This is a genomic window from Mesorhizobium sangaii (assembly GCF_014207355.1).
Lineage (GTDB): Bacteria > Pseudomonadota > Alphaproteobacteria > Rhizobiales > Rhizobiaceae > Mesorhizobium > Mesorhizobium sangaii.
In genome coordinates, this window is record NZ_JACHEF010000002.1 from 89,046 (window position 1) to 114,981 (window position 25,936).

Below are 25,936 nucleotides of genomic sequence, written 5' to 3' on the forward strand. Positions count from 1 at the left end.
ACGGGGCACCTGTTTTCCGCGCGACATAGCATCGGATGGCACTGTTGACGGCGATGATCAAGACCTTGATGGCGGCGCTGTTCGTGCTGGTGGCTCTGTCGCTGCCGGGCCAGGCGGCCACCTTCTCGATGAAGCGCGGCCTCAATCTCGACCAGTGGACGACCTGGCCGGGCGAGGACCAGTGGGGCGATGCCAAGGCGATCCTGCCCTATCCGGAATGGCGCAAATTCCTTAGGGATGACGACCTCAAGGCGCTGAAGGATGCGGGCTTCGATTTCCTGCGCATGCCGGTCGACCCGTCGCCTTTCCTGTCTGGCCAAACTGTGACCTTGCGCGACGACCTCTATGCCAGCATGCTGGACTCGGTCCGCATGGTCAACCGCGCCGGGCTGAAGGTGATCGTCGACATGCACCTGATCCCGGCCGGCGGCAGCCGCAAGATCGGCATGGCCGAAGTGATGGACGACCCGCGGACCTTCGACGCCTATGTCGACATGGTGCGCAAGATGGCCCGCACGCTGGCCGGCGAAGATCCCGAAAGGGTCGCCTTCGAACCGATGAACGAGCCGATCGTCGACTGCGACAGCGACGGCACCAGCCTCTGGCCGGACCGTCAGCAGAAGCTGTTCGCGGCAGCGCGCTCCTCGGCAACGAAACTGACACTTGTGCTGACCGGCGCCTGTTATTCGGCCGCGACGTCACTGGAGAAGATCGATCCGAAGACGATCCCTGACGACAATGTCATCTGGACCTTCCACTCCTACGATCCGTTCCTGCTCACCCATCAGGGCGCGACCTGGGCCGGCGACTTCATCCCCTATGTGACCGGCCTGCCCTTTCCGCTGACGGCGGTGCCGCAGGCGCAGCTCGAGGTGACGCTCGACACCATCCGCGCCAGGATCAAGGCCGAGGCGCCATGGACACGGCAGAGCGGCCTGCTTGCCTATCTCGACGAACAAGTCGCCAGCATGGACAGCCCCGACAAGCTGCTCGGCCTGATGGATGCGCCATTTAAAAAGGTCGAGGCGTGGGCGAACGCCAACGGCATCAAGCCGGAGAACATCACGCTGGGCGAATTCGGCATGATCCGCCAGGAGTATGGCAACGCATATGTAATGCCGGCCGCGTACCGGGCCGCCTATGTCAGGGACATGATCGCGCGCGCCGGAGCGCATGGCTTCTCATGGTCGGTGTGGAGCTACGGTGGCGCCTTCGGCATCGTCGACGCCTTCAACGGCGACCGGGCCGAACCTGATGTGATGGACGTAATCCGCGCGCTGCATTGACCGTTCAGCCGAGGTCGATCGACAGGATTTCTGGGCGCATCCCGAAACGCACCGGCACAATGCTGAAGCCAAGCCCGCCCGAGACGATCAGATTGCGGTCGTTCTCGACGACATGGCCATAGGCATACCGATTGCCGAACCGCGACGGAACGACAGGCGAATAGCCGAACAACCGAATTTGTCCGCCATGGGTGTGGCCCGACAGAGTCAGCGACACCCGCGACGGTACGGTGGGAAAAATATCGGGTTCATGCGCAAGCAGGATGACGGGCGCGGCATCGCTGACCTTGGCCAGCGTGCCGTCGAGATCGTCCAGTCCCGTGAAGCCGCTGCGGTCCCTGGTCGGCAGCAGGGCCAGTTGGTCGGCAAGCCCGGCGATCCAGACGCCACGCCCGTCCTTCTCCAAGCGCGCGACATCATTCTCGAGGACCGGTATGCCAACCTTCTCCAGGGCCTTGCGCGCTATGGTCGGGCCGGCACCGGCTCGCTGCGCAAAGCCATCGCCCCACCAGTCGTGGTTGCCAAGGATCGACAGCACTCCGAGCGGCGCCTTGAGGCCCGACAGCGCGGATGCCCATTGTGACGGCGTCACCGGCCCCGTCACCAAGGGCATGCCGGCGATGTAGTCGCCAAGCAGGACGATCAGGTCGGCTTGCTGCGCATTCGCGTCTTCGACAAGCGAAGCGATCCGCTCCGCCGTCATCCACGGCCGGCAGGCATGGATGTCGGCGAGTGCGATGATGCGCAGTTTCAATCCCGCCGGCCAATGCGGCGGCGTCAGCGCATAGCGCTTCACATGTGTCAGCAGCATCGGCTCGATGCCGACCGCATAGGCGCTCAACGCGGCTACAGACAGAAACGACCCGCCGACGAAGTGCAGGAACCCGCGTCTGGTTATCATGCTCGGCTCCGGCACTAAATCGCGGCGACAATCGCCAAGGCCGTGTTGAAGTCCACGATTGCGCCGGCAAGTCGGCGAAGCTGAGGAGATTTTGCGCAAGGACAGTCACGGATGCTTGATCGCAGGTCCCGTGTCCAGTCGCCCGAGCCGCTACTCTTCCTGGAACAGGTTGATCTGCTGCTGCGCCAGATCCTTCGGCGCATCCAGCCCGAGATGCCGCCAGGCATTGGCCGTCAGCATCCGGCCGCGCGGCGTGCGCTGGATGAAACCCTGCTGGATCAGATAGGGCTCGAGGATGTCCTCGATGGCATCGCGCGGCTCGGACAGGCCGGCTGCGATCGTCTCGATGCCGACCGGGCCGCCGCCGAAATTGCGGGCGATCATCGACAGATACCGGCGGTCGAGGGCGTCGAGGCCGAGCGCGTCGACCTCCAGCCGGGTGAGCGCCTCATCGGCAATCTGGCGATCGACATGGCCATCGCCGGCGACCGAGGCGAAATCGCGCACCCGGCGTAGCAGCCGTCCGGCGATCCGTGGCGTGCCGCGCGCGCGCCGCGCGATCTCTAGGGCGCCATCGTCGCCGAGCGGCATTTGCAGGATGCGCGCGCCGCGCCGTACGATCTGCTCGAGTTCCTCGACCGAATAGAAATTCAGTCGCACCGGAATGCCGAAACGGTCGCGCAGCGGATTGGTCAGCAGGCCAAGCCGCGTCGTGGCGGCGACCAGCGTAAAGCGGGCAAGGTCGATCTTGACCGAGCGCGCCGCCGGCCCTTCGCCGATGATCAGGTCGAGCTGGAAATCCTCCATTGCCGGATAAAGGATTTCCTCCACCGCCGGGCTCAGCCGGTGGATCTCGTCGATGAACAGCACGTCACCTTCTTCGAGATTGGTGAGCAGGGCCGCGAGATCGCCGGCCTTGGCGATGACCGGGCCGGAGGTCGAGCGGAAGTTGACGCCAAGTTCGCGCGCCATGATCTGCGCCAGCGTCGTCTTGCCGAGACCTGGCGGCCCAACGAACAGCACATGGTCGAGCGCCTCGTTGCGGCCCTTGGCTGCCTCGATGAACACTTTGAGATTGGCCCGCACCGCCGCCTGGCCGACGAAATCGTCAAGCGTCTGCGGCCGCAGGGTCTGCTCGGCATCCTCGCCGCGTTTTTCGGGGGCAATGAGACGGGGCGACAGGCTCATGCAAGCAACTCCATGCTGGCAATTGACCTGGCGGCCCGCTGATCGAACGTGACAGTATGCGAGCAACCCAGATTTCGATTGTGCTCGGCTATCAGCGCATCGGCAAAGTCTACCTGCGGTAAATTCGATCTTTCGAGCGCTATCACGATGGCGTCGAAATCCTCAAAAACCAGCGTCTTGATCTTCAGCAGTCTCTGGATGGCCGCCTGTACCTGCTCCTTCGGCAGCTGGTAGCGTGAAATCAACGACCAACTGAATTCGACCAGCACAATCAAACTGACGAAGCCGGGAACGGCCTCGCTAAGGCCTTCACCGAATGCAAGGGCTTTTGCCCTTTGCTCTGCATCGTCGTTCAGCACCATTCGCAGCAGAACGTTCGTATCAATGCCTATCGACGTCACCCGCCGCCCTTTCGTCCGCCTTGCGAACTGTCCCCGACCACATGCCTGCCAACGGCATCCCGCACCGCGAAATCGATTTCCTCCAGTGACGCAGGACCGCCAGGCGGATCGCCCAGAAATCCTGCAAGATCGGCAAAGTCGAGATTGCGCGGCGTTCCGATCAGATAGCCATCCACGACCGTCCAGGCGACCATGTCACCCGTCTTCAGCGACAGCGCGTCCCGGACATCCTTTGGAATTGTTAGCTGACCCTTCGAAGTCAGACTGGCAAACGCGCCCATTTTCTTACTTTCTGAGAAATTTCTTACCTGCGATATAGTAGTCGGAATTTCCCTTCCGAACAACCGCATTACCGCGCCAGTTCCTTCAGTCCGAAACGGATCAGCTTCGGCGCATCGGCATCCTCGCCCGCCGTTTTCAGCGCCGCTGCCACGGCATTGGCCGCCGTGTCGCGCGAATAGCCGAGATTGACCAGCGCCGAGACGGCGTCGGTGATCGGCGCCGGAGCAACGCCTTCGCCGAGTTCCTGCTTCAGGCCGATGGTGCCCGAGGCGGTGCCGGCATAGGCCGGCGCCTTGTTCTTCAACTCGGTGACGATGCGTTCGGCCACCTTCTTGCCGACGCCAGGCGCACGAGAGACCATGGCGATGTCGCGCAGTGCGATGGCGTTGGCGAGATCGGCCGGCGCCAGTGTCGACAGGATGGCCAGCGCCACCTTGGCGCCGACGCCTGGCACATTGTTCATCAGCAGCCGGAACCATTCGCGCTCCAGCTGCGACTGGAAGCCGTAGAGCCGCAGCATGTCCTCGCGCACATAGGTCTCGATGAACAGCACCACGGCTTCGCCCGGCGCCGGCAGCGCGGCCAGCGTGCGCGCCGAACAATAGGCGACGTAGCCGACGCCATGGATGTCGACGAGGCAATGATCCTCGTCGATCTCGTCGAGCGTGCCCTTGAGTTTGCCGATCATGCCCAACAGCCCCTCATGATGCCAACGCTGCCATCCGATAGGCGACGCTTTGCCGGTGATGCGCATGGCAGATGGCGATGGCCAGCGCGTCGGCGGCGTGTTCGGTATCGAAGGTCGCCTTCGGCAACAGCACCTTCACCATCATGTGGATCTGCTTCTTGTCGCCATGGCCAACGCCGATCACCGCCTTCTTGACGGCGTTGGGCGCATATTCGGCAACGACGAGCCCCGCACGCGCCGGCACCAGCATGGCGATGCCGCGAGCCTGGCCGAGCTTCAGCGTCGCCACCGCGTCCTTGTTGACGAAGGTCTGTTCGACCGCCGCCTCGTGCGGCATGGCGGTGTGCAGGATTTCGGCGAGCCCGTCATGCAATTGGCAGAGCCGTGTCGCCAGTGCCGCCTTGTCGTCGGAACGCACGGTGCCCGAGGCGATGAAGCGCAACGAATTGCCGAGGCTCTCGACGATGCCCCAGCCGGTGCGCCTGAGCCCCGGATCAATACCGATGATGCGAATCGCTTCCCCCATCCGGCGAGTTTACCTCCGGTGGACAGCGATGCCAGCGAAATGTGAACAAACCGGAAACGAATGGCGCCGACGTCTAGCCGCGAGCGAAAGCCGTGTTCAGTAGGCTGATCTGGTCGGAAACCGGATTGGGTCGGCGGGCCGCCGGTTGCATGTCGACCACGGCGTCGGAGCCGTAGATCTCCTCGTCCATGCGGCGCACCAGCGCCTGCAGGCGCAGCGAGCGGGTGACGAGGTCGAGGAAATCCTTGGGCAGTTCGGCCCAGCCGGCGGCTTCGTCATGGGCGGAAGCGGTGTCGAGGCGCACCTTGGACTTTTCCGACGCAACCTGGTCGCGGGTCATCTCGCCGGAATTCGCCGCGCGCTGCAAAAGCAGCCAGGAGGCAACCTGCATCAGCCTTGTGGTCAGCCGCATCGATTCGGCCGCATAGAGCGTGGCCCCCAGCCTGGACAATTTCTTTGCTTCGGCCCGGCCCTTGCCGTCGAGATACTCCGCCGCCTGTTCGACCAGGCCCATGCCTTCCTGGTAGAGCGGCTTGAAGGATTGCGTGAAAACCCGGCGCTCCGCCAATTTGACGGTTTTCGCACTGCCCGTCGAAGGCTCGTTCATTGCTACGCCCCTGCACCTACAGCCGGCTGATTCGGCTCACTGCCGATACACCCGGCAGCCTATCTGACTGAAGCTTCAAAATGCGCTTCGTCACCCGCGAAGGCAAGCACATGTTTAACAGAAGGTTAACGGCGAGCCGACATCGGACGCCCCCGGAATCCAGACAAAAAAAGAGCCGCGGATAAGGCGGCTCTCAGGAGTTTAACAGGGAGGCGTCAAACAAAGTGGCTCCAACCACTCGGTAAGAATCCAGATCACTGGATGGACATAGTAAACACCTGTAAAGCTTAATGAAGCCTTAACGGCGTGCGTGTTTTTTGATCGAACGCCGCCGTCTTGTGCCGTAACAGCACAGCCCGAACCTTGCTTCAGAGTCCGTTTCGAAATTCGCTCTGGCGAGTCATATGGTGGTGGTTTCGAGAGCCGGAGCGCAGCGGACATTTGGGTCCGTGAGCACCGGAAGCGCAGAAAACGCCATCAGATGGCCGCAAGAGTAGAGTTTCTAGACAGGCTCTCGGCTCAGGCTTTCTTCCAGACGGCCGGCAAGGCGATGAAGGCAAACAGCAGCATGGCCGCGTAGAAGCCGATCGAAGAAATCCCGACCAGCGGTTCGATCGCGGCATTGCCGGCGAGCAGGAAATAGAGACCGATTAACAGGCCGATGCCGCTGATTGCCGTCAGCCAGAAATGGATGGTGGCGAGCATCTTTTGTCCAACTGCCGGAAACAGATGGTAGAAGAAGGCGAAGACCGCCGACATCAGCCATCCGGCCACCATCGTGTGGGCGTGGGTCGGCATCTGGCTATGGTCCTGGCTGATCGCCATGTGCAGGCCGAGCGCCATGCCGCACAGCGAATAGATGATAGCCAGCGTGAAGAAATTCCGTGCTACCCCTTGCATAATGTCCCCTCGAATTGCCTCTTCCCGTGTGCGGGAATGGGTTGATTGTCAGGCGAATCTTGTCGCCACCGGGCTCCCGGCATTGGCGCACTAGCATCGGCAATGTTTCCAGACGATGTCGCGCCAACCCCTCCCGACACTTCTCCAATAGCAGAAAACCAGCCAGCGCATTCGCCATCTCAGTGGCTTCGTGCGCTGGCGGCAGGCGGAAACAGAACCGGTTTTTTCGCGACATCATTCCGAAACGGGCGCCGCGCTAAACGCTCGCTCCTCTGACGGCTGGCGCAAATCGCGCCCTGCCGGCATCCCCTCCAGAACACTCCAGGAGCAACCATGGACTGGTACTCGATCGTAAAATTCCTCCATGTCGTCACGGCCATTTTATGGGTCGGAGGCGGCTTCGTGTTGTTCCTCCTCGGCGTGCTTGCCGAGCGCGCCGGCAACATCGAGGACAAGTTGCAGGCGATGCGCGCCAGCGGGCAGTTGGGTGGCCGTTTCTTCGCGCCGATGTCGATGCTGACCTTGATCTTCGGCCTCATCATGTGCGGTTTCTGGGTTGGCTTCTCTGATCTGTGGATCATCATCGGTCTGGTAGGCTACGCCACGACCTTTTCGATCGGCATGTTCATCTTCAAGCCAACTGGCGAGCGCATGGGCGCGATGATCGCCAAGGACGGCGTCACGCCTGCTGTTCTGGCCATCGGCCAGCGCATGATGAGCGCGGCACGCTTCGACTATGCAGTGATGCTGGTAGTCATCGCCGACATGGTGCTCAAGCCGAGCGTGCATGACATCGGCATTCTTGCTGGCATGGTGCTGGTCGTCGTGGTCGGCGCTACTCTGGCCCTTGGCGTCGACCGTCGCCTCGTGCCGAGCGCCGCCTGACACCGCCGTGATGATGAGGGCGGCCGCACGGCCGCCGCGCCCTCTACATAAGGCCGGCGATGCCGTCCCACAGCAGCTTCAACGCCACCACAGCCACGGTTGCGTAGGTGAAGGGATAGAAGGTTTCCGGACGCATCCGCCGCACCAGCCAGGCGCCGGCGATGGTCGACAGCGGCGCCAGCGGCATCAGCACCGCCGACGCCGTCAGATTGGCGGTGTCGAACTGGCCAAGCGCGAAATAGGGAATGAGCTTCAGCGCATTGGTTGCGGCGAAGAAGATCGCCGCGGTGCCCGACAGAATTTTGGGATCGAGCCGGATCGGCAAGGCATAGACCTGGAACGGCGGGCCGCCGACATGGGCGACGAAGCTGGTGAAGCCGGCGACCGTTCCCCAGATGGCGGCGGCGACGCGGTTGGGCGCGACCGCGTGGTCGGCGCCATGGCGAAACTGCAGATAGAGCCAGCGCAGGACGAAGATGATGGCGACGGCGCCGACGATCAGCCGTACCGCCTCCTCGGTGACCAGTGCTGCCGTCAGCCAGCCGAGACAGATGCCGATGACCGCGCCCGGCATCATGTCGACCAGCATCTTGCGGTCGTAGACACCCCACCATGTCCACACCGACACGATGTCCATCAGGCACAGGATCGGCAGCAGGATGGCCGCCGCCTGCACCGGCGGCATGGTCAGCGCCATCAAGGGCACGCCGACGAAACCGACGGCCCCGCCGAAGCCGCCCTTGGAGAGGCCGACCAGAATGACCGCCGGAATGGCAGCCGCGTAGAACCACGGATCGAGAAGCAGGCCTGACATGAGGAGGGGCTGGGCTGGAGGGGAAAGCGTATCGACGCCTGAATAGCCCAGATTCCCCCGCGGAGCGACAGCAAATATTAGCCCACCGGCCGCCGGCGTTTCACCCGGCGTCGATCAGGAAGCCTGCAAGATCTTTGCCCCACGCGAGGCGGTTGCGTCGAGCGGTGGCGGCCGCCGCCGGATCGGCTGTGCCTTGATGATGGCGGTGCTCGTCTCGGCCTTGTCGGCTATGCGGTCGAGAATTCCGTCGAGATCGCCGATCGAGCGCACGAACAGCCGGGCGACGAAGCAGTCATCGCCCGTCACCTTGTCGCATTCGCCAAATTCGGGGATCTCCTCGATCAGCTTCTGGACGATGTGCAGCTTGCCCGGCAAAGGCCGGATGCGCACGATGGCCTGCAGCGTATAGCCGAGCGCCAGCGGATCGATCTCGACGGTGAACGCCCGGATGACGCCGCGTTCCTCCAGCCGCCGAAGCCGTTCCGAGACGCTCGGCGATGACAGCCCGACTTGGGCAGCCAATTCCTTCAGCGAGGTCCGCGCGTCCTTGACCAGGATTTCGAGGAGGCGCCGGTCGAGATCGTCAAGCATTTTACATTTCCCGCAAATTTGGAGGAAAGGCCTAATATAATTAGGTCACTATCCTATACTACCTTTCTCATCAGATGGAAAGCTTCGGTCCCGCATGAGATTATGCCGGCTCAACGGGTTCGGAGGTTGGTTGTGAACGATACAGTGCGCGGTACGGTCGAAATGTCGGCCGCAATGGCGATCCTGGGGACGATCGGATGGTTCGTCGTCATGTCCGGTCAGCCGATCATGGATGCAGTGTTCTGGCGTTGCGCGTTCGGCGCGCTGACGCTGCTTGTCATCTGCACCGGGCTTGGGTTGCTGCGCAACAACTTGTCGCTGCGCGTCATCGGCTTCGCCGTGCTCGGCGGCGTCGCCATCGTGGTCAACTGGCTGCTGTTGTTCAGCGCGTTCTCTCGCGCATCGATTTCGATCGCCACCGCGGTCTACAACACCCAGCCCTTCATGCTGGTCGGCTTCGGCGCGGTGTTCTTCGCCGAGCGGCTGACCCTGACCAAGCTGACCTGGCTGGCCATCGCCTTCGCCGGCATGGTGCTGATCGTGCAGGCCGCCCCTGATGCCGGCGATGTCGGCACGGATTACTTTACCGGCATCGTCATGGCTTTGGGCGCGGCTTTCTTCTGGGCCGTCGCCGCCATCGTCACTAAGAAGCTCAAGGGCACGCCCCCGCACCCGATCGCGCTGATCCAGGTCTGCGTCGGTGTCGTCATGCTGGCGCCCTTCGCCAACCTTTCCCAGCTTCCCGCCGATGCGTGGAGCTGGACTATGCTGGCGACGCTCGGCATCGTCCACACCGGCCTGATGTACATCCTGATGTACGGCGCCATCCAGAAGCTGCCAACGCATCTGCAGGGCTCGCTGTCCTTCATCTACCCGGTGGTGGCGATCCTGGTCGATGTCATGGCCTTCGGCCATCGGCTGCATCCGAGCCAGATTGTCGGCGCCACCGCCATCCTGATCGCCGCCGCCGGCATGAATCTCGGCTGGACGCTGTGGAAGTCGAAGGCGCCGGCCGGGCGTTCCCAGGCGGCCCGATAGATCGCAACAATGCGTCGACGGGTGCAGGATTTGCCGCAACGCGTGGCGTAGCGGGATTTGCGTCGCTGCCGTGACTCATGCGATGAATGCCCCGGGCGCGTGCGACGGGGTGGTGGCGTGGAGATCGGAGCCTTTGAGAGACGGCTGTTGCCCCACGAGCGTATCTTGTGGAGCGGCTCCCCCAGGCATGGCTTGTTGTTCGCGGCCAGCGATCTTTTTCTCATTCCCTTCAGTCTGCTTTGGTGCGGGTTCGCGATTTTCTGGACCTATACCGCGGTAACGCAAGGGGCGCCGCTCTTCTTCTATGCCTGGGGAGGGATGTTCGTCTGCATAGGGCTGTTTTTTGTTTTTGGCCGGTTTCTACTCGATGCGTGGCTGAGACGACGTGTCTCTTACGCAATCACCGACAAGCGGATACTCATCACCCGCAGCGCGCCTTTCTCCAGCTTTAGGTCGATCGATCTGGAGCGTCTTCCCGACGTTCAGCTGAATGGCGAAAAAGGATCGCGCGGGAATCTGCGCTTTGGATCTACCGCCACACCATACTTCGGCTATCCAAGGATGACCGGCTGGCTTCCGGCCCTTGATCCCATCCCGCAATTTCTCGGGATCGAAGACCCGTCAAAAGTGTTGAACCTGATCGTCAAAGCCGCAAGCGATCTCCGCTCCGCCGCCCGTTAGCCGCCCGCCTGTTCAAAGTGGGCACTTTGCTCTATGCCGCAATCCAACCATCTTCGCCCGGCATAGGCGAAACGCGGGATCGAAGAACCATGAATGACGCAACGCCCCCCAACCGCTGTCGCATCGTGCTGATCGCGCCGCCCGGCGTGCCGGCGGCCCGTATCGCCGGGGCATTCGAAGGCGGCGACGTCGCCTCGCTGATCCTGCCCGAGAACGGCATGGACGAGGCCTCCTTCCAGGCTTTCGCCGAACAGATCGTGCCGGCCGCGCAGGCCGCGGGCGTCGCTGTCGTCATCGCCGGCGACACCCGCATAGCCGGCCGCGTCCAGGCCGACGGTATCCATGTCGAGGTCCCCAAGGCTGAACTCGCCGAGACAATCGAGCATTTCCAGGCAAAGATGATGGTCGGCGCCGGCGGCGCCAAGACACGTGACGACGCGCTCGAGCTTGGCGAGACGCGGCCCGACTACATCTTCTTCGGTCGCTTCGGCTACGACAACAAGCCCGAACCGCACCCGCGCAACCTGTCGCTCGGCAAATGGTGGGCCGATATGATCCAGATCCCTTGCATCGTCATGGCCGGATCCGACATCGACTCGGTGGAAGCGGTGGGCGCCACCGGCGCCGAATTCGTGGCACTGTCGAGCGCCGTGTTTGCCGACGGCACCGACCCCAGGACAGCGGTCGCCAGCGCCAACGCGCTGCTCGACGAGACCGCGCCGCGCTTCGAGGACTGACGTGCCCTCGGCGATGCTTCCCCTCCAGGCTCTGCTCGCGGTGCTCATGGTCCAGGCAGCGGCCGCGGAGAACATCCCGCTGCCGCAGTCCAAGCAGGAGGCCGGCGTGCATACGGACAAGCCGATAGACAAGCCGCTGCCGCAGCCCGCCACCACGGCCGAGCCGGCGCCGCTGCCATCTGCCGATGCCATCAACCCCGATCGCTTCGGCGCAAAACCTGCCGACGCCGCCTATGGCGCTTTCCAGCGCGGTCTCTACAAGACGGCCTATAATCTCGCGCTGGTGCGCGCGCAAAACGGCGACCCGGCGGCGCAGACGCTGGTGGCAGAGATCCTGTCACGCGGGCTGGGAGTACCGGTCAATGCCGCGGAGGCGGCGAAATGGTACGCGCTTGCCGCCGAACAGGGCGTGCCGGAATCGCAGTTCCAGTATGCGCTGATGCTGCTCGATGGCCGCTACGTCAAGAAGGACGAGAAAGGGGCCTATGCGCTGATGCAGGCCGCCGCCGAAGCCGGCAACCAACTGGCGCAGTTCAATTTCGCGCAGATGCTGGTCCAGCAGGACCCCGGCGACGCCGGCCTCGCCAGGGCGGTCTCCTACTATGAGCGTGCCGCCGCCACCGGCCTCGCCGACGCGCAATATGCGATGTCGCAGATCTATGCCAATGGCGTCGGCGGCAAACCGCGCGACGACGCCCAGGCAAGGCGCCTGCTGGCGCTGGCCGCGCGGCAGAATTACGACACCGCGCAGATCGACCTCGCCGCCTGGATGATCGAGGGACGCGGTGGCGGCCGCGACCTGAAATCCGCCTTCGGCTGGATGAAGCAAGCGGCGGAGGGCGGCAATGTCGCCGCCCAGAACCGCCTCGCCAAGCTCTACATGCAAGGCATCGGCACCGATCCGGATCTTGTCCTCGCCGCCGCCTGGTACATCGTCGCCCGCCGCGCCGGTCTCATCGACCCGCAGATGGACGATTTCCTCCAGGGGTTGGGCGACGACCAGACCAAGCAGGCGCTGCAGAAGGCAAACCGCCTGCCCTGATCGGGAATCCGGGACCCGGTCATGCAGATGGAGTGGGTGCGCCGGGGTCACGGGCTCGGCCTCATGCCCATGCGTCTCCTGCGTCAGCATCTGCCGAACGGCGTAATGCTCGTCGAGACAAGCGATCTCGACCTGTCCATGCACGTTGTCGTCATGCGGTTGCCGCACATCCATCGACTGACAAAGCTCGCCGATGCCATCGCCAAATCCGTCGGCGCGGTGATCGACCGGGGCGACTGACCCTGCATGCCATTGCACCGACCGAACCTGGGTGTTTCATCGCCGTCGCTTGGCCCCAGCCTGCCCGCTCCCTTGCCTCTTCTGGCGATTTGTGGTCTTGGGAGCCCGAAATCGCTTTCCCAGCGAACATCTCATTCCCGGATCAGATCACTATGGCCAAGATCAATGGCAACGAAATCCGTCCCGGCTACGTCATCGAGCATGACGGCGGCCTGTGGGTGGCGGTCAGGACTAACACCGTCAAGCCAGGCAAGGGCGGCGCCTACAACCAGGTCGAACTGAAGAACCTCATCAACGGCACCAAGCTCAACGAGCGCTTCCGCTCGGCCGAGACGGTCGAGCAGATCCGGCTCGATCTCAAGGATTTTTCCTTCCTCTACGCGCAGGAAGACGCGTTGGTGTTCATGGACACCCAGAGCTACGAGCAGCTCGAATTGGCGAAGGACTTCGTCGGCGATCGCGCCGCCTTCCTGCAGGACGGCATGATGGTCACGGTCCAGCTTTATGAAGAAAGGCCGATCGGTATTTCTCTGCCCGACTATGTGACGCTGACTATCACCGAGGCCGATCCCGTGGTGAAGGGCCAGACGGCCGCGTCATCCTACAAGCCGGCGGTACTGGAGAACGGCATCCGTGTGCTGGTACCGCCCTTCATCGGCGCCGGCGAACGCATCATCGTCGACACCAACGAAATCACTTACGTGCGCCGCGCGGACTAATGCATGTCGCCCAAAAGTGGCCCCGGTTTTGGGCCAGCGACATGCATCAAGGCAGCGCTTGAAGCGCAGCAGCAGGAAGAAGCACTATGGCACGCTCAGCCCTTCTCAACGTCATGGTCCAGGCCGCAATGAAAGCCGGCCGCTCACTGTCGCGCGACTTCGGCGAGGTGCAGAACCTGCAGGTCTCGATGAAAGGCCCTGGTGACTATGTCAGCCAGGCCGACCGCAAGGCCGAGGACATCGTCTTTGCCGAACTGTCGAAGGCACGGCCGGGCTACGCCTTCCTGATGGAGGAGCGCGGCGTCGTCGAAGGCGACGACGGCCAGCACCGCTGGATCGTCGATCCGCTCGACGGCACCACCAATTTCCTGCACGGCATCCCGCTCTTTGCCGTTTCGATCGCCCTGGAACGCCAGGGACAGATCGTTGCCGGCGTCATCTACAATCCGGCAATGGACGAGCTCTACACCGCTGAACGCGGCGGCGGCGCCTTCATGAACGACCGCCGGCTGCGCGTCGCCGGCCGCATCAAGCTGGTCGACACGGTGATCGGCTGCGGCGTGCCGCATCTCGGCCGCGGCCACCACGGCAATTTCCTCGTCGAACTGCGCAACGTCATGGCGGAGGTCTCGGGCGTGCGCCGCTTGGGGGCCGTTTCGCTCGATCTCGCCTATGTCGCCGCCGGCCGCATGGACGGTTTTTGGGAAACCGGCCTGTCGGCCTGGGACGTCGCCGCCGGCCTGCTGCTGATCCGCGAGGCGGGTGGCTTCGTTTCGGATATCGACGGCGGCCAGGACATGCTCGACAACGGCTCGGTGGTCGCCGGCAACGAGGTCATCCAGCGCGCTTTGCTGAAGGCCGTGAAGAAGCCGCTCTCGGCGCGCTGACTGACACGCCGCAGTCGCAAAACCGCAATGGAAGCTTGAAATACTGGCCGGCGAGCGCCCAAGTTAGAGTGCTCGGCGCAGGAACCCGGCAGTGAACGACATCAGGCCCCACCACGACATCCCGTTCATCGGACGCTGGCACTATTCGCGCGCCGAGATGATCGCCGACGGCATCGTCCATGCGGTCGGCATCGTGCTGGCGATCTCGGCGGGTTCGGCGCTGCTGGCGCTGGCGGCCTTTCGCGTCGGGCCGGGCGAATACATCGCCGCTGCCTTCTATGTGGTTTCGTTGCTCACCGTGCTGTCCGTGTCGCTGACCTACAATCTGTGGCCGGTGTCGTCGCCGGCGAAATGGATCTTGCGGCGGTTCGACCACGCCGCGATCTATCTCCTGATCGCCGCGACCTACACGCCTTTCCTGGCTCAGCTCGAAGGCTCGCCGCTGGCGCGCTGGATGATCGTCCTCGTCTGGACCGCAGCAGCGCTGGGCATCGCCATCAAGGTGTTTTTTCCCGGCCGTTTCGACCGGCTGGCGATCGTCTTCTATCTCGCCATCGGCTGGAGCGGCATCGTCCTGGTAAAGCCGCTTGTCCAGACCCTGCCGACGACATCGATCGCGCTGATCGTCGCCGGCGGCATCGTCTATTCCTGCGGCGTCATCTTCTTTGCCTGGAAGGGATTGCGCTTCCACAATGCGCTGTGGCACGGCTTCGTCGTCACCGGCGCCGGCCTGCATCTGGCCGCCATGGTCGACTGTCTGGTCATCAATCGCCTCTGACACAGGCTTATAGACGCGGCAATATTGCCAAGCGCCATTCAATTTGGTCACAATTCCGTTTAGAGTCGCGGTCTACGTGATCGGCGGCATCGGAAACGGGGCACGGATGGCTTTTCTCAGATCCTTCGGCATGGGCAGACGCTCTGATGTCCTGATCTACGATCCGCATAAACTGTCGAGCCCGCAGGTCTTTCTGCTGACAATGATGATCTTCCTGGTCATCGTCGCCTTCATCGCCGCCATCCTGACCCGCCAGATCTCGACCGCCTTTGGTAGCAATCCCGGCCTCAACGGCCTGATCGTCGGCGTGCTGGTGGTCGGCATCCTCTTGGCCTTCGCCCAGGTCGGACGGCTGTTTCGCGAAGTGCGCTGGGTGAATTCCTTCCGTGCCGGCTCGGAGACCACCGAACCGGTGCTGCTGGCGCCGATGAAGGCGATGATCGGCCGCTCCTCGGCGACGGCCTTCTCGACCAGTTCGATGCGAACCATGCTTGATTCCATAGCCACGCGCCTCGACGAGAGCCGTGACACCTCGCGCTATCTCGTCGGCCTGCTGGTGTTCCTCGGCCTGCTCGGCACTTTCTGGGGTCTGTTGAACACCATCGCCTCGATCCGCGAGACCATCGAATCGCTCGATCCGGGTACGGGCGATGCCGCCGCGGTGCTCGATTCGCTGAAGCAGGGCCTTTCGGCGCCGCTGGCCGGCATGGGCACGGCCTTCTCGTCCTCGCTGTTCGGCCTGTCCGGCTCGCTGGTGCTCGGCTTCCTCGACCTGCAGGCCGGCCGCGCCCAGACGCGCTTCTACACCGAACTGGAAAACTGGCTGTCCTCGGTCACAGATCTGTCGTCCGACATCGTCGTCTCCGACCAGGCCAAGACCGAATCCTCCGACGAGATCCGGGTTTTGTCGGAAAGGCTGCGCAGCATGCAGGAGAATGGCGGCGGCTCCAATCCGCGCGTCGCCACCGCCATGGCCAATCTCGCCGACGGCATTTCCGGCCTGGTCAAGAACATGCGCTCGGAGCAGCAGATCATGCGCGACTGGGTCGAGGCCCAGTCCGACGAGCAGAAGGCGATGCGCAACACGCTGGAAAAGATCGCCGACGCCCTGAAGAAGCCCGGGGTGCATTGACATGGCACTGGCGCGTGGACGGCGCACCGATCGCCGCATCGATTACTGGCCGGGCTTCGTCGACGCGCTGTCGACGCTGCTTCTTGCGATCATGTTCCTGCTCACCGTCTTCGTGCTGGCGCAATTCCTGCTCGGCCGTGAAATCTCCGGCAAGGATGCGGTGCTCTCGCGCCTCAATTCGCAGATCAACGAACTGACCCAGCTTCTGGCGCTGGAGCGGTCGACGACGCAGGACAAGGAAGATTCGCTTGCCAATCTGCAGGCATCGCTGTCGGCGGCGGAAGCGGAAAAGAGCCGGCTCGAACAATTGCTGGCGCAAGGTGCTGGTGCCGGCGACGCCGCCAACCAGCGTGCCGTAGCACTTTCGGGCGAACTCGACAGCCAGCGCCAGATCAGCCAGCAGGCGCTGAGCCAGGTCGAGATTCTCAACCAGCAGATTGCAGCACTTCGCAAGCAGATCGGTGCGCTCGAGGATGCGCTCAACGTCTCCGAAACCCGCGACCGTGATTCCAACACCAAGATCGCCGATCTGGGCCGCCGCCTGAACGTCGCACTGGCGCAGCGCGTGCAGGAATTGAACCGCTACCGCTCCGACTTCTTCGGCCGCTTGCGCGAAATCCTCGCCGACCGCGAGAACATCCGCATCGTCGGCGACCGCTTCGTCTTCCAGTCCGAAGTGCTGTTCCCGACCGGCTCCGAAGTGATCAACGATGCCGGCAAGGTGGAGATGAAGAAACTTGCCGACGCCATCATCGAATTGCAGAAGGAAATCCCGCCCGAGATCAACTGGGTGCTGCGCGTCGACGGCCATACCGACAACAAGCCGCTCTCCGGCACCGGCCGCTACCGCGACAACTGGGAGCTGTCGACGGCGCGTTCGACCTCGGTGGTGAAGTTCCTGATCGAGAACGGCGTGCCGGCCAAGCGCCTGGTCGCCGCCGGCTTCGGCGAGTTCCAGCCGCTCGACCCCGCCGACACCGAAGAGGCGCGCAACAAGAACCGGCGTATTGAACTGAAGCTCACCGAACGTTGATCCATCATCACGCGGCATCACGCGAATTTGTTCGCCGGCTCAACTCTAGGGCGTAGAGCGAGGCCGGCAAGGCCTGAAAAGATTATCTTTTTTTAATTACACATCGTCGTATTGCGGTCCTAGCTTCCCCGCCTGGGCCGAGAACCGCCGGCGATGACTCCCCATCGCGACGCGACGGAACCGGACGGCCCGCAGCCGGAAGGCAGGCGAGACAACCGCCGCCTTTCTCTTCAGGAGGAGAACGCGACGATGCGCTCTTTTAGTCCCAGCACCTCGCTTAGAACTGCAACACTCACGGCGATCCTTATCGCCGTTCCGCTTGCCGGCGCCTATGCCGCGGGCCATCACAGAGGCGCTCTCGACGCTGGCGACCCGACCGACTTTGCGGGGCCGCGCGTCCAAGGTCTCATCGAACAAGTTCAGGGCGTCCGCCAGGGCATAGTCGATGCAAGGCAGGCCAACAACATCACGCCCGCCGTTGCTGAACGACTGGAAATGCAGACGGCCCGCATCAGTCAGGCGGCCGAGAAAATAGCGGCATCGGATCACGGCAGGATACCGGCCGCGCAATACCATGAGCTGCTGCGCCGTCTCGACAATGTCGACCAGCGTCTGAGGGTTGATATCGGCAGCGATACCCTGATGGGCGATGGCTCCGACGGCGGAAACTATCCGAACGGCTGAAAGCTTGAACGCCAAGCTGCTTTGGCACTTCGATCTCGCGCATGATTCCCTTCGAGATCCTGCGCCGGGAAGGGACCACCTGGCGCCTTCGGGGCCCCTCTCCCGCGGGCGTCCTTTTTCCTCTCAGCCCAGTTTGCTACCAGCCCGGCTTCCTACCAACCAAGCCAGACTGCAATCAGGGCGACCGCCGGCACGGTCTGAATGAACAGGATCTTGCGGCCAACCGTTGCCGCGCCATAGAGGCCGGCAATGGCCACGCACAACAGGAAGAAGACCTTGACCTGAAAACCGGCTGTCCCGAGGTAAAGCCCCCAGATCAGGCCGGCGGCGAGGAAGCCGTTGTAGAGACCCTGATTGGCGGCCAGCACCTTCGAGGCGCTGGCGAATTCCGGCTTCAGATTGAACGCCTTGTGCCCGCGCGGCGTGTCCCACAGAACCATTTCGAGATAGACGATGTAGACATGGATCAAGGCCACCAGTCCGACCAGGATGTTGCCGATCATGCTGTTCCCCCTTCACGTGTCGCCGGCAGCATTTCACGCGTGACCTCACCAGTGCAAGATGCATCCGCCGCACAGTGCCGCAGGGTTGCAAACGCTTTTGCGTTGGTATCTTTTCGCGCCGTCCTCAATCACGGAACCTGCCATGTCCTTTCAGAAACTCGATGATCTCGGCCACAAGCTTGAAGCGCTCGAACATGCGCTGGCCATTCTCGGCGCCGACGAGGCCACCCACATGGCTGTCGGCGGCGGCGAGAAACGCGCCGAGGCAATGTCGGCGCTGGCCGGCATGTACCACACCAGGGCAACGGCCCCGGAGATCGCCGACTGGCTCGCCGCGGCCGAACAGGAAGCGTTGAGTGAGGAGCAACGGGCCGCGGTCGCCGAATTGCGGCGGCAGTACACCAACCTGACCTGCCTGCCGGTCGAGTTCGTCGAACGGCAGACCACCGCGCGCATGCGTTGCGAGCAGCTGTGGCGCGACCTGCGCGCCAAGAACGACTGGGCGGGCTTCCTGCCGGCGCTCGAGGGCGTGGTGGAACTGGTGCGCGAAGAGGCGGCGCTGCGTGCCGACGTGCTCGGTCTTGCCCCCTATGACGCGCTCATGGAGCAATACGACCCCGGCAACCGCGCCGCCGACATCACGCCTGTCTTCACCGACCTCAAGGCTTTCCTGAAAGGCTTCGTGCCGGAGGCGCTGGCGATACAGGAGGCCCGGCTGCGCAAGCGCCCGCTGAAGCCGCTTTCGGGCACCTATGCGGTCGACCGGCAACGCGAGCTCGGCCTTGCGATGATGACGTCGGTCGGCTTCGACCTGACGCACGGGTCGCTGTCGGTATCGCACCATCCCTTCTGTGGCGGCGTGCCGAGCGACGTGCGCATCACCACCCGCTACAAGACCTCGGACTTCCTGTCGGCATTGATGGGCGTGCTGCATGAGACCGGCCATGCGCTGTACGAACAGAACCTGCCGAAGGCATGGGCGCACTGGCCGCTCGGCAAGGCGCGCGGCATGGCCGTGCATGAAAGCCAAAGCCTGTTCGTCGAAAAGCAGCTCGGCCGCAACCCGGCTTTCTGGCGCTGGGCGCTGCCGGTGGTCGAAAAGCATCTCGGCGAAGCCTGGTCGCTCGACGACATCCTGCCGCATGTGCATCGCGTCGAGCGCGGCCTGATCCGGGTCGATGCCGACGAGGTGACCTACCCGCTGCATGTCATCCTGCGCTACGAACTGGAGCAGGAACTCGTTTCGGGCAGGCTGGAGGTGGCAGACCTGCCCGAAGCCTGGGACGCCAAGATGCGCGACTATCTCGGCCTCTCCACCATCGACAATCCGGCCGACGGGCCGATGCAGGACGTGCACTGGCCGGGTGCCGCCTTCGGCTACTTCCCCTCCTACACGCTGGGCGCGATGATGGCGGCGCAGCAATGGGCGGCGCTGACACGCGAGCATCCTGCCGCCGATGACGATCTCGCCAAAGGCAATTTCGCGTCGATCAACGCCTGGCGTCGCGAAAAAATCTGGTCGCAGGGGTCACGCTGGTCAACTCCGGACCTGCTCGAACGCGCCACCGGCGAAAAGCTCGACGCCAGCTATTTCGTCAACCATCTGAAGCAGCGATACGGAGCCGCGTAGAGGGCGGTCGGTATATCAGGAGCGCGGCTGTTTGCGACTACTCCGCCGCGCCCCTGAAAGCGCTGGCGCCGGTTTCGAACTGCAGCTTGGCTAGCCGCGCATAGATGCCGCCCTTGGCGACCAGGCTCTGGTGCGTGCCTTCCTCGACGATGCGGCCGCCATCCATGACCAGGATCCTGTCGGCCTTCAGCACCGTCGCCAGCCGGTGGGCGATGACGATGGTGGTGCGGCCCTGCATCAGGCGTTCCAGCGCCATCTGCACCAGCGTCTCGCTTTCTGCGTCGAGCGCCGAGGTCGCCTCGTCGAGCAGCAGGATCGGCGCGTCGCGCAGGATGGCGCGAGCGATCGCCACCCGCTGGCGCTGGCCGCCGGACAGCGTCACGCCGCGCTCGCCGACCTGGCTGTCATAGCCTTTTTCGAGCTTGAGGATGAATTCGTCGGCTAGCGCATCCTTCGCCGCTGTCTCGATCTCCGCCTTGGTAGCGCCCGGCCGGCCAAAGCCGATATTGTCGCGCGCGCTTGCCGCGAAGATGGTGACGTCCTGCGGCACGATGGCGATGCGTTCGCGGACCGAGACGGGATCGGCTTCGCGCACATTGACGCCATCGATCAGGATCTTGCCGGTCTCGGGATCGTAGAAACGCAGGATCAGCGAAAAGACGGTGCTCTTGCCGGCCCCTGACGGACCGACGATCGCCACCGTCTCGCCGGGCATGACCTGAAAGCTCAAGCCGTGCACGGCAGCGCGGTCGGGCCTTGCCGGATAGGAGAAGGAGACATCATCGAACACGATCGCGCCCTTGGCGACCGCCGGCAGCGGCTTCGGATCGGCCGGCGCTTGGATTGCTGGCTTCTCGGCCAGGATCTCGGTCAGCCGTTCGGCAGCACCCGCCGCCTGCGCAAGCTCGCCCCAGACCTCCGACAGCGCGCCGAGCGCACCGGCGGCAAAGACCGAATAGAGCAGGAACTGGCCGAGCGTGCCGGGTGATATCGAGCCGTCGAGCACGTCGCGCGAGCCGAACCACAGCACCGCCACGACGGACGAGAAGATGGTGAAAATGGCAAAGAAGGTGAGGAAGGAGCGCGCGAAGATCGAGGCGCGCGCAGCCTCGAAAGCGGCTTCCACGGCGCCCGAGAAATGCCCGGTGACGAGCTTTTCATTGGTGAAGGCCTGCAAGGTGCGCACCGCGCCGATCTGCTCGCTGGCATAGGCGGTGGCATCGGCAAGCGTATCCTGCGCCTGCCGCGACTTGCGCCGCACCGAACGGCCGAAGGCGACCAGCGGCAGCACGATGACCGGGATGGCGGCAATAACCAAACCGGACAGTTTCGGGCTGGTGACGACCATCATCCCCACGGCGCCGAGGCCCAGGATGACGTTGCGCAGCGCCACCGAGGCCGTCGCCCCGACCGCCGACTTGACCTGCGTGGTGTCGGCGGCGAGCCGCGACACGATCTCGCCTGACTGCGCGGTGTCGAAGAAGGACGGCGACAGCGTCGTCACATGGGTAAAGACATCGCGCCTGATATCGGCGACGACGCGCTCGCCGAGCGTGATGACGAAATAATAGCGGCCGGCCGAGGCGGCCGCCAGCACGGCGGCCATTGCCACCAGGGCGACGAAGTATTCGGCGATGAAGATGGTGTTGGCCGACGAGAAACCATGGTCGATCATGCGCCGTACGGCCAGCGGCAGCGCCAGCGTCGTTGCCGCGGCGATGACCAGCGAAATGAGCGCGCCGACGACCAGCGTGCGATAATGCGTGATATACGGGAACACGCGCCTGAGCGGCTTGAGCGAGCGCCGGCGCTCGTCTGCGCTGCTGGTTTGCGCCATTCCTGCGTTTCCTCTAGCCGCCTCTGGGCAATGCGCCTCAATATGCGCTTGCCGCGGCCTTGTGATTCAATTCCGGCTGATGTATAGGCTCGCCGACCGTTTTAGAAGCCGTGGCTCCTCAATAGCTGCGGCTTCGAGTTTTAAAAAGGGGCGCATCGACGCAGGCTTATGCCCGTCGGCAGCGCCGGCAAGCCAGGAACCGAACCATGAAGACCGACATCCATCCCGATTACCACACCATCAAGGTCGTCATGACCGACGGCACCGAATACATGACCCGTTCGACCTGGGGCAAGGAAGGCGATACGATGAACCTCGATATCGACCCGACGACCCACCCGGCCTGGACCGGCGGCCAGCAGACCCTGCTCGACCGCGGTGGCCGCTTGTCGAAGTTCAAGAAGCGTTTCGAAGGTTTCGGCCTCTAAGCCCGACGACCTTTTTCGCAGATCGGAAAACCCGCCCTCGAGGCGGGTTTTTTGTTGCTCGACCTTCATCGCGTCCTACTCCGCCAACAGTTCCCGCAGCGCCATCCGCTTGTAAGCCTCGACCAGCCTGTCGCCCTCTTGCCTGTCGACCGAGATCGCCAGCCGCACGGCGGCCTCGCCCATCTGCCAGACCAGGAACGCCGTGGTTTCCAGCGCCGTCGGATCGGCCGCCGGGCGCAGCCGCTTCAGCACCGCTGTGAGGAATTCGGCGTTGGCCCGGCTGTCGGCGAGTTCGAGCTGGCGGAGCGCCTTGTCGGCCTGCGTGCCCGACCAGATGTCGCGCATCACCGGCTCGGCCAGGAACAGCCCGTAGTAGATATCGACCAGCTCCGAAAATGCTTGGCCCAGGCCTTCGGCGTCGCCGACGTCGGCGAGTGCCGCCGAGATGCACGCCTGGCTTTCGGCGGTGTAGCGCTCGGCCAACGCCCAGACGATCGCCCGCTTGTCCGGAAAGAACTGGTAGAGCGAGCCGATCGACACCCCTGCCCGTTGCGCCACTTCGCCCATGCGCATGGCGTCGCTGCCTTGCTCGGCAATCAGCGCCGAGGCAGCGGCGAGCATGCGTTCGACCCGTTCGCGGCTGCGCTGCTGGCTCGGCGCCCGGCGCGGCGAAGCAATCTGCTCCTGTGACGAAACCGGCGCGGTGTCTTCCATGGCTGTCTCCAGTGCCAACAAAATCGCTTGACTCGCAAAATACGAGGGTTTATCACGTTTTGCAAATGTGAGGATTGCTCATGTTTTGAAACAGAGGAAAACAGCCATGAACACCACGACAACAAACCCCATCCTGATCCTCGGCGGCACGGGCAAGACCGGCCGCCGCCTTGCCGAGCGACTGACGGCGCGGGGCCTGCCGGTGCGCATCGGCTCGCGCTCGGGTACCCCGCGCTTCGACTGGGAGGTCCCCGCGACCTGGGGCCCGGCCATGCAAGGCGTCAGCGCCGTCTACATCAGCTACTATCCCGATCTGGCCGTGCCGGGTGCCGCCGAGGTGATCGGCGCCTTCGCCAGGCTTGCCGTACAAAACGGCATCACCCGGCTGGTGCTGCTGTCGGGGCGTGGCGAGGCGGAAGCCCAACGTTCCGAAGAGATGCTGAAGGCCTCTGGCGCCGACTGGACGATCCTGCGCTGCGCCTGGTTCTCGCAGAATTTCAGCGAAGGCTTCCTTGTCGAATCCTTGGCTGAGGGCGAAGTGGCTTTGCCGGTCGGCAATGTCGGCGAGCCGTTTGTCGATGCCGATGACATCGCCGACGTCGCCTTTGCCGTGCTGACTGAGGCAGGGCATATCGGCCAGCTCTATGAACTGACCGGGCCGCGGCTGCTGAGCTTCGCCGACGCCGTCGCCGAGATCGGCAAGGCCGCCGGGCGCGATATCCGCTTTGTCAGGATTTCGCATGACGAATTCACCGCCACCGTGGCCGCGCACGACCTGCCGCCCGAATTCGCCTGGCTGCTCAATGAGCTGTTCACAAAAGTGCTTGACGGCCGCAACGAGACGCTGACCGACGGCGTCCAGCGCGTACTTGGCCGCCAGCCAAGAGACTTCTCCACCTACGCAACCGAAACCGCCGCTAGCCGAATCTGGAGCAACTGAGATGATCAAGCTTCTTCCCACCCTTACCATCATTGCCGCAATCGGCTCGGGCGTCGTCGGCGGCGTGTTTTTCGCTTTTTCCAATTTCGTCATGGCGGCGCTTGCCCGACTGCCCGTCCCCAGCGGCATCTCGGCGATGAATTCGATCAACGTCACGGTGATCACCCCGACCTTCATGACGGCGCTTTTCGGTACCGGCCTGCTCTGTCTGGTGCTTATCGCCGCCGCCATCATGGGCTGGAGCCAGTCCGGCTCGTACTGGTTGCTTGCCGGCGCGGTGATCTACCTGATCGGCAACCCGATCGTGACCATGGTCTTCAACGTGCCGCTCAACGATGCGCTCGCCGCCGTCGACCCGGCCAGCAGCAACGGCGCCGCTGTGTGGGCGAACCATCTGAGCCAATGGGTGATGTGGAACCACGTCCGCACCATCACCGCCATCATGGCGATGGCCTGCTTCATTCTCTCATTGCTCTAAGCAACGCCAGGAAAAGTCCGTAGCCGTCCGGAATTGCGTCGAGACAAAGAGAGAAGCGTTCTGCGAAAAGCAAAATATCCCGCTCAGGCGGGGTCTTTTTGCGTATGACCCTTGCGGTCGGAATGACCGAGATCACGGTCCGGGTCGATGACATCGCGGACCAGTTGCTTGAGCTTCGCCGCTTCCGGAAAGCCGCCGTCGCGCTTGCGGTCCCAGACCAGCGTATCATTGCAGGAAATGGTGAAGATGCCGCCAGTGCCGGGCACCAGCGTCACTTCGCCGAGGTCGGTGCCGAAGGTCGACAGCAGCTCCTGCGCCATCCAACCGGCACGCAGCAGCCACTGGCACTGCGTGCAATAAGTGATGCGGATGGCGGGAAGCTGAGCCGCGTTCATATCTATGGCCGGGCTCCGCTCATGCCGCGCTGAGCTTGGCCATGGTCTCGTCGTCGACTTCGAAGTTGGCGTAGACGCTTTGAACGTCATCGTCATCCTCGAGCGTGGCGACCAGCTTCATCAGCGACTGTGCCCGATCCTCGTCGACCGGAACGCTGTTCTGCGGCTTCCAGATCGGCTTCACCGATTCCGCTTCGCCGAGCGAGGCTTCCAGCGCCTTCGACACTTCGCCGAGATTTTCGAAGGCGCAGTAGATCGTGTGGCCTTCCTCATCGGATTCCACGTCATCGGCGCCAGCTTCGATCGCCGCGTCCATCACCTTGTCGGCGCTGCCGGCCGATGCCGGATAATAGATCTCGCCGGCACGATCCCACATGAACGACACCGATCCGGTTTCGCCCATCGCCCCGCCGGCCTTGGTGAAGGCGGCGCGCACGTTCGAGGCCGAACGGTTGCGGTTGTCGGTCAGGGCTTCGACGATGACGGCGACGCCGCCGGGTCCGTAGCCCTCATAGCGCACGGCTTCGTAGTTCTCGGCATCGCCCATCGAGGCCTTGTTGATGGCGCGCTGGATGTTGTCCTTCGGCATCGACACTGCCTTGGCGTTCTGCACGGCCAGGCGCAGGCGCGGGTTCATCGACGGATCGGGCGTCCCGCTCTTGGCGGCAACGGTGATTTCGCGCGCCAGCTTGGAAAACATTTTCGACCGCACCGCATCCTGGCGGCCCTTGCGGTGCATGATGTTCTTGAACTGTGAATGGCCAGCCATGGCACCCCTGTCGTCTTCTCGGCTAGAGCATCCCGAAGCGAGGTGATCTCACCTCGTCTTCTGCAGAAATACTCGAATTCAAAATTTCAGAGCGTCCCAGGTGCAACTCGTGGAAGCACGGCGTTCTCTGTCGGAATGGCCGGCTTATAGATAAATCGGCTCAATTCGTCCAGCCGCGACGCCGCTGCAATCGCTCACGCCT

General features: G+C 63.4%; 32 protein-coding genes. 17 read left to right on the forward strand and 15 right to left on the reverse strand.

The annotated features are described in order from the left end of the window. Positions 1-35 precede the first annotated feature (35 nt). Positions 36-1,286 (forward strand): glycoside hydrolase family 5 protein, encoded by a 1,251-nt coding sequence (locus HNQ71_RS09515; RefSeq protein WP_184872360.1) that lies wholly within the window; start codon positions 36-38, stop codon positions 1,284-1,286. Between the two features lie 4 nt (positions 1,287-1,290). On the opposite strand, the gene HNQ71_RS09520 is transcribed toward HNQ71_RS09515, so the two are convergent. The 8 genes from HNQ71_RS09520 to HNQ71_RS09555 form a co-directional block, all read right to left on the reverse strand. Continuing rightward, complete coding sequence (locus HNQ71_RS09520; protein WP_184872361.1) at positions 1,291-2,187, reverse strand: metallophosphoesterase; 897 nt, start codon at positions 2,185-2,187, stop codon at positions 1,291-1,293. 150 nt (positions 2,188-2,337) lie between these two features. Next, positions 2,338-3,375 carry a Holliday junction branch migration DNA helicase RuvB gene (gene ruvB, locus HNQ71_RS09525; protein WP_184872362.1) on the reverse strand — a complete coding sequence of 346 codons (1,038 nt, stop codon included), beginning with the start codon at positions 3,373-3,375 and terminating at the stop codon, positions 2,338-2,340. Beyond that, complete coding sequence (locus HNQ71_RS09530; RefSeq protein ID WP_343068121.1) at positions 3,372-3,776, reverse strand: type II toxin-antitoxin system VapC family toxin; 405 nt, start codon at positions 3,774-3,776, stop codon at positions 3,372-3,374. The genes ruvB and HNQ71_RS09530 overlap by 4 nt, the downstream gene beginning before the upstream one ends. Continuing rightward, complete coding sequence (locus tag HNQ71_RS09535; RefSeq protein ID WP_184872364.1) at positions 3,773-4,057, reverse strand: AbrB/MazE/SpoVT family DNA-binding domain-containing protein; 285 nt, start codon at positions 4,055-4,057, stop codon at positions 3,773-3,775. Before HNQ71_RS09535 ends, HNQ71_RS09530 begins: the two co-directional genes overlap by 4 nt. A 68-nt stretch (positions 4,058-4,125) precedes the next feature. After that, positions 4,126-4,746: a Holliday junction branch migration protein RuvA gene (ruvA, locus tag HNQ71_RS09540; RefSeq protein WP_095089529.1), complete on the reverse strand. Its 621-nt coding sequence runs from the start codon at positions 4,744-4,746 to the stop codon at positions 4,126-4,128. Between the two features lie 13 nt (positions 4,747-4,759). Further along, positions 4,760-5,272, reverse strand: coding sequence for a crossover junction endodeoxyribonuclease RuvC (gene ruvC / locus HNQ71_RS09545; protein WP_184872365.1), 513 nt, complete (start codon positions 5,270-5,272; stop codon positions 4,760-4,762). A gap of 73 nt (positions 5,273-5,345) precedes the next feature. Continuing rightward, complete coding sequence (gene rcdA / locus HNQ71_RS09550) at positions 5,346-5,879, reverse strand: protease adaptor protein RcdA (protein WP_184872366.1); 534 nt, start codon at positions 5,877-5,879, stop codon at positions 5,346-5,348. Between the two features lie 519 nt (positions 5,880-6,398). Then, the gene (locus HNQ71_RS09555) at positions 6,399-6,779 is read right to left on the reverse strand and encodes a hypothetical protein (protein WP_095089538.1); all 381 of its coding nucleotides are present in this window, start codon (positions 6,777-6,779) and stop codon (positions 6,399-6,401) included. Between the two features lie 333 nt (positions 6,780-7,112). Between HNQ71_RS09555 and HNQ71_RS09560 the strand changes: the two genes are divergently transcribed. Then, positions 7,113-7,664, forward strand: coding sequence for a DUF2269 family protein (locus HNQ71_RS09560; RefSeq protein WP_184872367.1), 552 nt, complete (start codon positions 7,113-7,115; stop codon positions 7,662-7,664). Between the two features lie 43 nt (positions 7,665-7,707). On the opposite strand, the gene HNQ71_RS09565 is transcribed toward HNQ71_RS09560, so the two are convergent. Both HNQ71_RS09565 and HNQ71_RS09570 read right to left on the reverse strand, forming a co-directional pair. Further along, complete coding sequence (locus tag HNQ71_RS09565; RefSeq protein WP_184872368.1) at positions 7,708-8,478, reverse strand: sulfite exporter TauE/SafE family protein; 771 nt, start codon at positions 8,476-8,478, stop codon at positions 7,708-7,710. Between the two features lie 114 nt (positions 8,479-8,592). Continuing rightward, positions 8,593-9,069: an Lrp/AsnC family transcriptional regulator gene (locus HNQ71_RS09570; RefSeq protein ID WP_184872369.1), complete on the reverse strand. Its 477-nt coding sequence runs from the start codon at positions 9,067-9,069 to the stop codon at positions 8,593-8,595. A 132-nt stretch (positions 9,070-9,201) separates the two neighbouring features. Between HNQ71_RS09570 and HNQ71_RS09575 the strand changes: the two genes are divergently transcribed. The 11 genes from HNQ71_RS09575 to HNQ71_RS09625 all read left to right on the forward strand — a co-directional run bounded on the left by HNQ71_RS09575 (position 9,202) and on the right by HNQ71_RS09625 (position 18,040). Then, complete coding sequence (locus HNQ71_RS09575; protein ID WP_184872370.1) at positions 9,202-10,107, forward strand: EamA family transporter; 906 nt, start codon at positions 9,202-9,204, stop codon at positions 10,105-10,107. A 195-nt stretch (positions 10,108-10,302) separates the two neighbouring features. Next, on the forward strand, positions 10,303-10,788 hold the full coding sequence (locus tag HNQ71_RS09580) for a PH domain-containing protein (RefSeq protein ID WP_184872371.1): 486 nt from the start codon (positions 10,303-10,305) through the stop codon (positions 10,786-10,788). 89 nt (positions 10,789-10,877) lie between these two features. Beyond that, entirely contained in the window at positions 10,878-11,525 is a 648-nt protein-coding gene (locus HNQ71_RS09585; protein ID WP_184872372.1) for a thiamine phosphate synthase, read from the forward strand. 13 nt (positions 11,526-11,538) lie between these two features. Then, the gene (locus HNQ71_RS09590; RefSeq protein ID WP_184872373.1) at positions 11,539-12,567 is read left to right on the forward strand and encodes a tetratricopeptide repeat protein; all 1,029 of its coding nucleotides are present in this window, start codon (positions 11,539-11,541) and stop codon (positions 12,565-12,567) included. 21 nt (positions 12,568-12,588) lie between these two features. Next, complete coding sequence (locus tag HNQ71_RS09595; RefSeq protein WP_184872374.1) at positions 12,589-12,807, forward strand: hypothetical protein; 219 nt, start codon at positions 12,589-12,591, stop codon at positions 12,805-12,807. A 152-nt stretch (positions 12,808-12,959) separates the two neighbouring features. Next, a complete protein-coding gene (efp, locus tag HNQ71_RS09600; protein WP_095084240.1) occupies positions 12,960-13,526 on the forward strand; it encodes an elongation factor P in 567 nt (188 codons plus the stop codon). An 86-nt stretch (positions 13,527-13,612) separates the two neighbouring features. Beyond that, complete coding sequence (locus HNQ71_RS09605) at positions 13,613-14,413, forward strand: inositol monophosphatase family protein (protein WP_184872375.1); 801 nt, start codon at positions 13,613-13,615, stop codon at positions 14,411-14,413. 91 nt (positions 14,414-14,504) lie between these two features. Then, the gene (trhA, locus tag HNQ71_RS09610; RefSeq protein ID WP_184872376.1) at positions 14,505-15,191 is read left to right on the forward strand and encodes a PAQR family membrane homeostasis protein TrhA; all 687 of its coding nucleotides are present in this window, start codon (positions 14,505-14,507) and stop codon (positions 15,189-15,191) included. Positions 15,192-15,297: 106 nt separating this feature from the next. Further along, positions 15,298-16,323, forward strand: a complete 1,026-nt coding sequence (locus HNQ71_RS09615; protein WP_095084237.1) for a MotA/TolQ/ExbB proton channel family protein — start codon at positions 15,298-15,300, stop codon at positions 16,321-16,323. Position 16,324: 1 nt separating this feature from the next. Continuing rightward, positions 16,325-17,356, forward strand: coding sequence for a peptidoglycan -binding protein (locus HNQ71_RS09620; protein ID WP_184872377.1), 1,032 nt, complete (start codon positions 16,325-16,327; stop codon positions 17,354-17,356). A 249-nt stretch (positions 17,357-17,605) separates the two neighbouring features. After that, positions 17,606-18,040 (forward strand): hypothetical protein, encoded by a 435-nt coding sequence (locus tag HNQ71_RS09625; RefSeq protein WP_184872378.1) that lies wholly within the window; start codon positions 17,606-17,608, stop codon positions 18,038-18,040. A gap of 152 nt (positions 18,041-18,192) precedes the next feature. Here HNQ71_RS09625 and HNQ71_RS09630 read toward each other — a convergent pair whose 3' ends face one another. Next, complete coding sequence (locus tag HNQ71_RS09630; protein ID WP_184872379.1) at positions 18,193-18,543, reverse strand: DUF1304 domain-containing protein; 351 nt, start codon at positions 18,541-18,543, stop codon at positions 18,193-18,195. Between the two features lie 142 nt (positions 18,544-18,685). Between HNQ71_RS09630 and HNQ71_RS09635 the strand changes: the two genes are divergently transcribed. Continuing rightward, complete coding sequence (locus HNQ71_RS09635; RefSeq protein ID WP_184872380.1) at positions 18,686-20,173, forward strand: carboxypeptidase M32; 1,488 nt, start codon at positions 18,686-18,688, stop codon at positions 20,171-20,173. 37 nt (positions 20,174-20,210) lie between these two features. Here the strand turns inward: HNQ71_RS09635 and HNQ71_RS09640 are convergent, their stop codons facing one another. Next, the gene (locus HNQ71_RS09640; RefSeq protein WP_184872381.1) at positions 20,211-22,010 is read right to left on the reverse strand and encodes an ABC transporter transmembrane domain-containing protein; all 1,800 of its coding nucleotides are present in this window, start codon (positions 22,008-22,010) and stop codon (positions 20,211-20,213) included. A gap of 206 nt (positions 22,011-22,216) precedes the next feature. On the opposite strand from HNQ71_RS09640, the gene rpmE reads away from it, so the two are divergent. Further along, a complete protein-coding gene (gene rpmE, locus HNQ71_RS09645; protein WP_006327661.1) occupies positions 22,217-22,438 on the forward strand; it encodes a 50S ribosomal protein L31 in 222 nt (73 codons plus the stop codon). Between the two features lie 75 nt (positions 22,439-22,513). On the opposite strand, the gene HNQ71_RS09650 is transcribed toward rpmE, so the two are convergent. Then, complete coding sequence (locus HNQ71_RS09650; RefSeq protein WP_184872382.1) at positions 22,514-23,152, reverse strand: TetR/AcrR family transcriptional regulator; 639 nt, start codon at positions 23,150-23,152, stop codon at positions 22,514-22,516. A 106-nt stretch (positions 23,153-23,258) separates the two neighbouring features. Between HNQ71_RS09650 and HNQ71_RS09655 the strand changes: the two genes are divergently transcribed. Both HNQ71_RS09655 and HNQ71_RS09660 read left to right on the forward strand, forming a co-directional pair. Then, positions 23,259-24,092 carry an NAD(P)H-binding protein gene (locus HNQ71_RS09655; RefSeq protein ID WP_184872383.1) on the forward strand — a complete coding sequence of 278 codons (834 nt, stop codon included), beginning with the start codon at positions 23,259-23,261 and terminating at the stop codon, positions 24,090-24,092. Position 24,093: 1 nt separating this feature from the next. Then, positions 24,094-24,570 carry an anthrone oxygenase family protein gene (locus HNQ71_RS09660; RefSeq protein ID WP_184872384.1) on the forward strand — a complete coding sequence of 159 codons (477 nt, stop codon included), beginning with the start codon at positions 24,094-24,096 and terminating at the stop codon, positions 24,568-24,570. Positions 24,571-24,653: 83 nt separating this feature from the next. On the opposite strand, the gene HNQ71_RS09665 is transcribed toward HNQ71_RS09660, so the two are convergent. Both HNQ71_RS09665 and HNQ71_RS09670 read right to left on the reverse strand, forming a co-directional pair. Further along, entirely contained in the window at positions 24,654-24,965 is a 312-nt protein-coding gene (locus HNQ71_RS09665) for an Rdx family protein (RefSeq protein ID WP_184872385.1), read from the reverse strand. A 19-nt stretch (positions 24,966-24,984) separates the two neighbouring features. Continuing rightward, on the reverse strand, positions 24,985-25,734 hold the full coding sequence (locus tag HNQ71_RS09670; RefSeq protein ID WP_184872386.1) for a YebC/PmpR family DNA-binding transcriptional regulator: 750 nt from the start codon (positions 25,732-25,734) through the stop codon (positions 24,985-24,987). Positions 25,735-25,936 lie beyond the last annotated feature (202 nt).

What these genes read in the sequence shown, in the direction of transcription:
- HNQ71_RS09515 (WP_184872360.1), top strand. Translation starts at nt 36, where the DNA reads ATGGCACTGTTGACGGCGATGATCAAGACCTTGATGGCGGCGCTGTTC.
- HNQ71_RS09520 (WP_184872361.1), bottom strand. Translation starts at nt 2,187, where the DNA reads ATGATAACCAGACGCGGGTTCCTGCACTTCGTCGGCGGGTCGTTTCTG.
- ruvB (WP_184872362.1), bottom strand. Translation starts at nt 3,375, where the DNA reads ATGAGCCTGTCGCCCCGTCTCATTGCCCCCGAAAAACGCGGCGAGGAT.
- HNQ71_RS09535 (WP_184872364.1), bottom strand. Translation starts at nt 4,057, where the DNA reads ATGGGCGCGTTTGCCAGTCTGACTTCGAAGGGTCAGCTAACAATTCCA.
- ruvA (WP_095089529.1), bottom strand. Translation starts at nt 4,746, where the DNA reads ATGATCGGCAAACTCAAGGGCACGCTCGACGAGATCGACGAGGATCAT.
- ruvC (WP_184872365.1), bottom strand. Translation starts at nt 5,272, where the DNA reads ATGGGGGAAGCGATTCGCATCATCGGTATTGATCCGGGGCTCAGGCGC.
- rcdA (WP_184872366.1), bottom strand. Translation starts at nt 5,879, where the DNA reads ATGAACGAGCCTTCGACGGGCAGTGCGAAAACCGTCAAATTGGCGGAG.
- HNQ71_RS09555 (WP_095089538.1), bottom strand. Translation starts at nt 6,779, where the DNA reads ATGCAAGGGGTAGCACGGAATTTCTTCACGCTGGCTATCATCTATTCG.
- HNQ71_RS09560 (WP_184872367.1), top strand. Translation starts at nt 7,113, where the DNA reads ATGGACTGGTACTCGATCGTAAAATTCCTCCATGTCGTCACGGCCATT.
- HNQ71_RS09565 (WP_184872368.1), bottom strand. Translation starts at nt 8,478, where the DNA reads ATGTCAGGCCTGCTTCTCGATCCGTGGTTCTACGCGGCTGCCATTCCG.
- HNQ71_RS09570 (WP_184872369.1), bottom strand. Translation starts at nt 9,069, where the DNA reads ATGCTTGACGATCTCGACCGGCGCCTCCTCGAAATCCTGGTCAAGGAC.
- HNQ71_RS09585 (WP_184872372.1), top strand. Translation starts at nt 10,878, where the DNA reads ATGAATGACGCAACGCCCCCCAACCGCTGTCGCATCGTGCTGATCGCG.
- HNQ71_RS09590 (WP_184872373.1), top strand. Translation starts at nt 11,539, where the DNA reads ATGCTTCCCCTCCAGGCTCTGCTCGCGGTGCTCATGGTCCAGGCAGCG.
- HNQ71_RS09595 (WP_184872374.1), top strand. Translation starts at nt 12,589, where the DNA reads ATGCAGATGGAGTGGGTGCGCCGGGGTCACGGGCTCGGCCTCATGCCC.
- efp (WP_095084240.1), top strand. Translation starts at nt 12,960, where the DNA reads ATGGCCAAGATCAATGGCAACGAAATCCGTCCCGGCTACGTCATCGAG.
- HNQ71_RS09605 (WP_184872375.1), top strand. Translation starts at nt 13,613, where the DNA reads ATGGCACGCTCAGCCCTTCTCAACGTCATGGTCCAGGCCGCAATGAAA.
- HNQ71_RS09615 (WP_095084237.1), top strand. Translation starts at nt 15,298, where the DNA reads ATGGCTTTTCTCAGATCCTTCGGCATGGGCAGACGCTCTGATGTCCTG.
- HNQ71_RS09620 (WP_184872377.1), top strand. Translation starts at nt 16,325, where the DNA reads ATGGCACTGGCGCGTGGACGGCGCACCGATCGCCGCATCGATTACTGG.
- HNQ71_RS09625 (WP_184872378.1), top strand. Translation starts at nt 17,606, where the DNA reads ATGCGCTCTTTTAGTCCCAGCACCTCGCTTAGAACTGCAACACTCACG.
- HNQ71_RS09630 (WP_184872379.1), bottom strand. Translation starts at nt 18,543, where the DNA reads ATGATCGGCAACATCCTGGTCGGACTGGTGGCCTTGATCCATGTCTAC.
- HNQ71_RS09635 (WP_184872380.1), top strand. Translation starts at nt 18,686, where the DNA reads ATGTCCTTTCAGAAACTCGATGATCTCGGCCACAAGCTTGAAGCGCTC.
- HNQ71_RS09640 (WP_184872381.1), bottom strand. Translation starts at nt 22,010, where the DNA reads ATGGCGCAAACCAGCAGCGCAGACGAGCGCCGGCGCTCGCTCAAGCCG.
- rpmE (WP_006327661.1), top strand. Translation starts at nt 22,217, where the DNA reads ATGAAGACCGACATCCATCCCGATTACCACACCATCAAGGTCGTCATG.
- HNQ71_RS09650 (WP_184872382.1), bottom strand. Translation starts at nt 23,152, where the DNA reads ATGGAAGACACCGCGCCGGTTTCGTCACAGGAGCAGATTGCTTCGCCG.
- HNQ71_RS09655 (WP_184872383.1), top strand. Translation starts at nt 23,259, where the DNA reads ATGAACACCACGACAACAAACCCCATCCTGATCCTCGGCGGCACGGGC.
- HNQ71_RS09660 (WP_184872384.1), top strand. Translation starts at nt 24,094, where the DNA reads ATGATCAAGCTTCTTCCCACCCTTACCATCATTGCCGCAATCGGCTCG.
- HNQ71_RS09665 (WP_184872385.1), bottom strand. Translation starts at nt 24,965, where the DNA reads ATGAACGCGGCTCAGCTTCCCGCCATCCGCATCACTTATTGCACGCAG.
- HNQ71_RS09670 (WP_184872386.1), bottom strand. Translation starts at nt 25,734, where the DNA reads ATGGCTGGCCATTCACAGTTCAAGAACATCATGCACCGCAAGGGCCGC.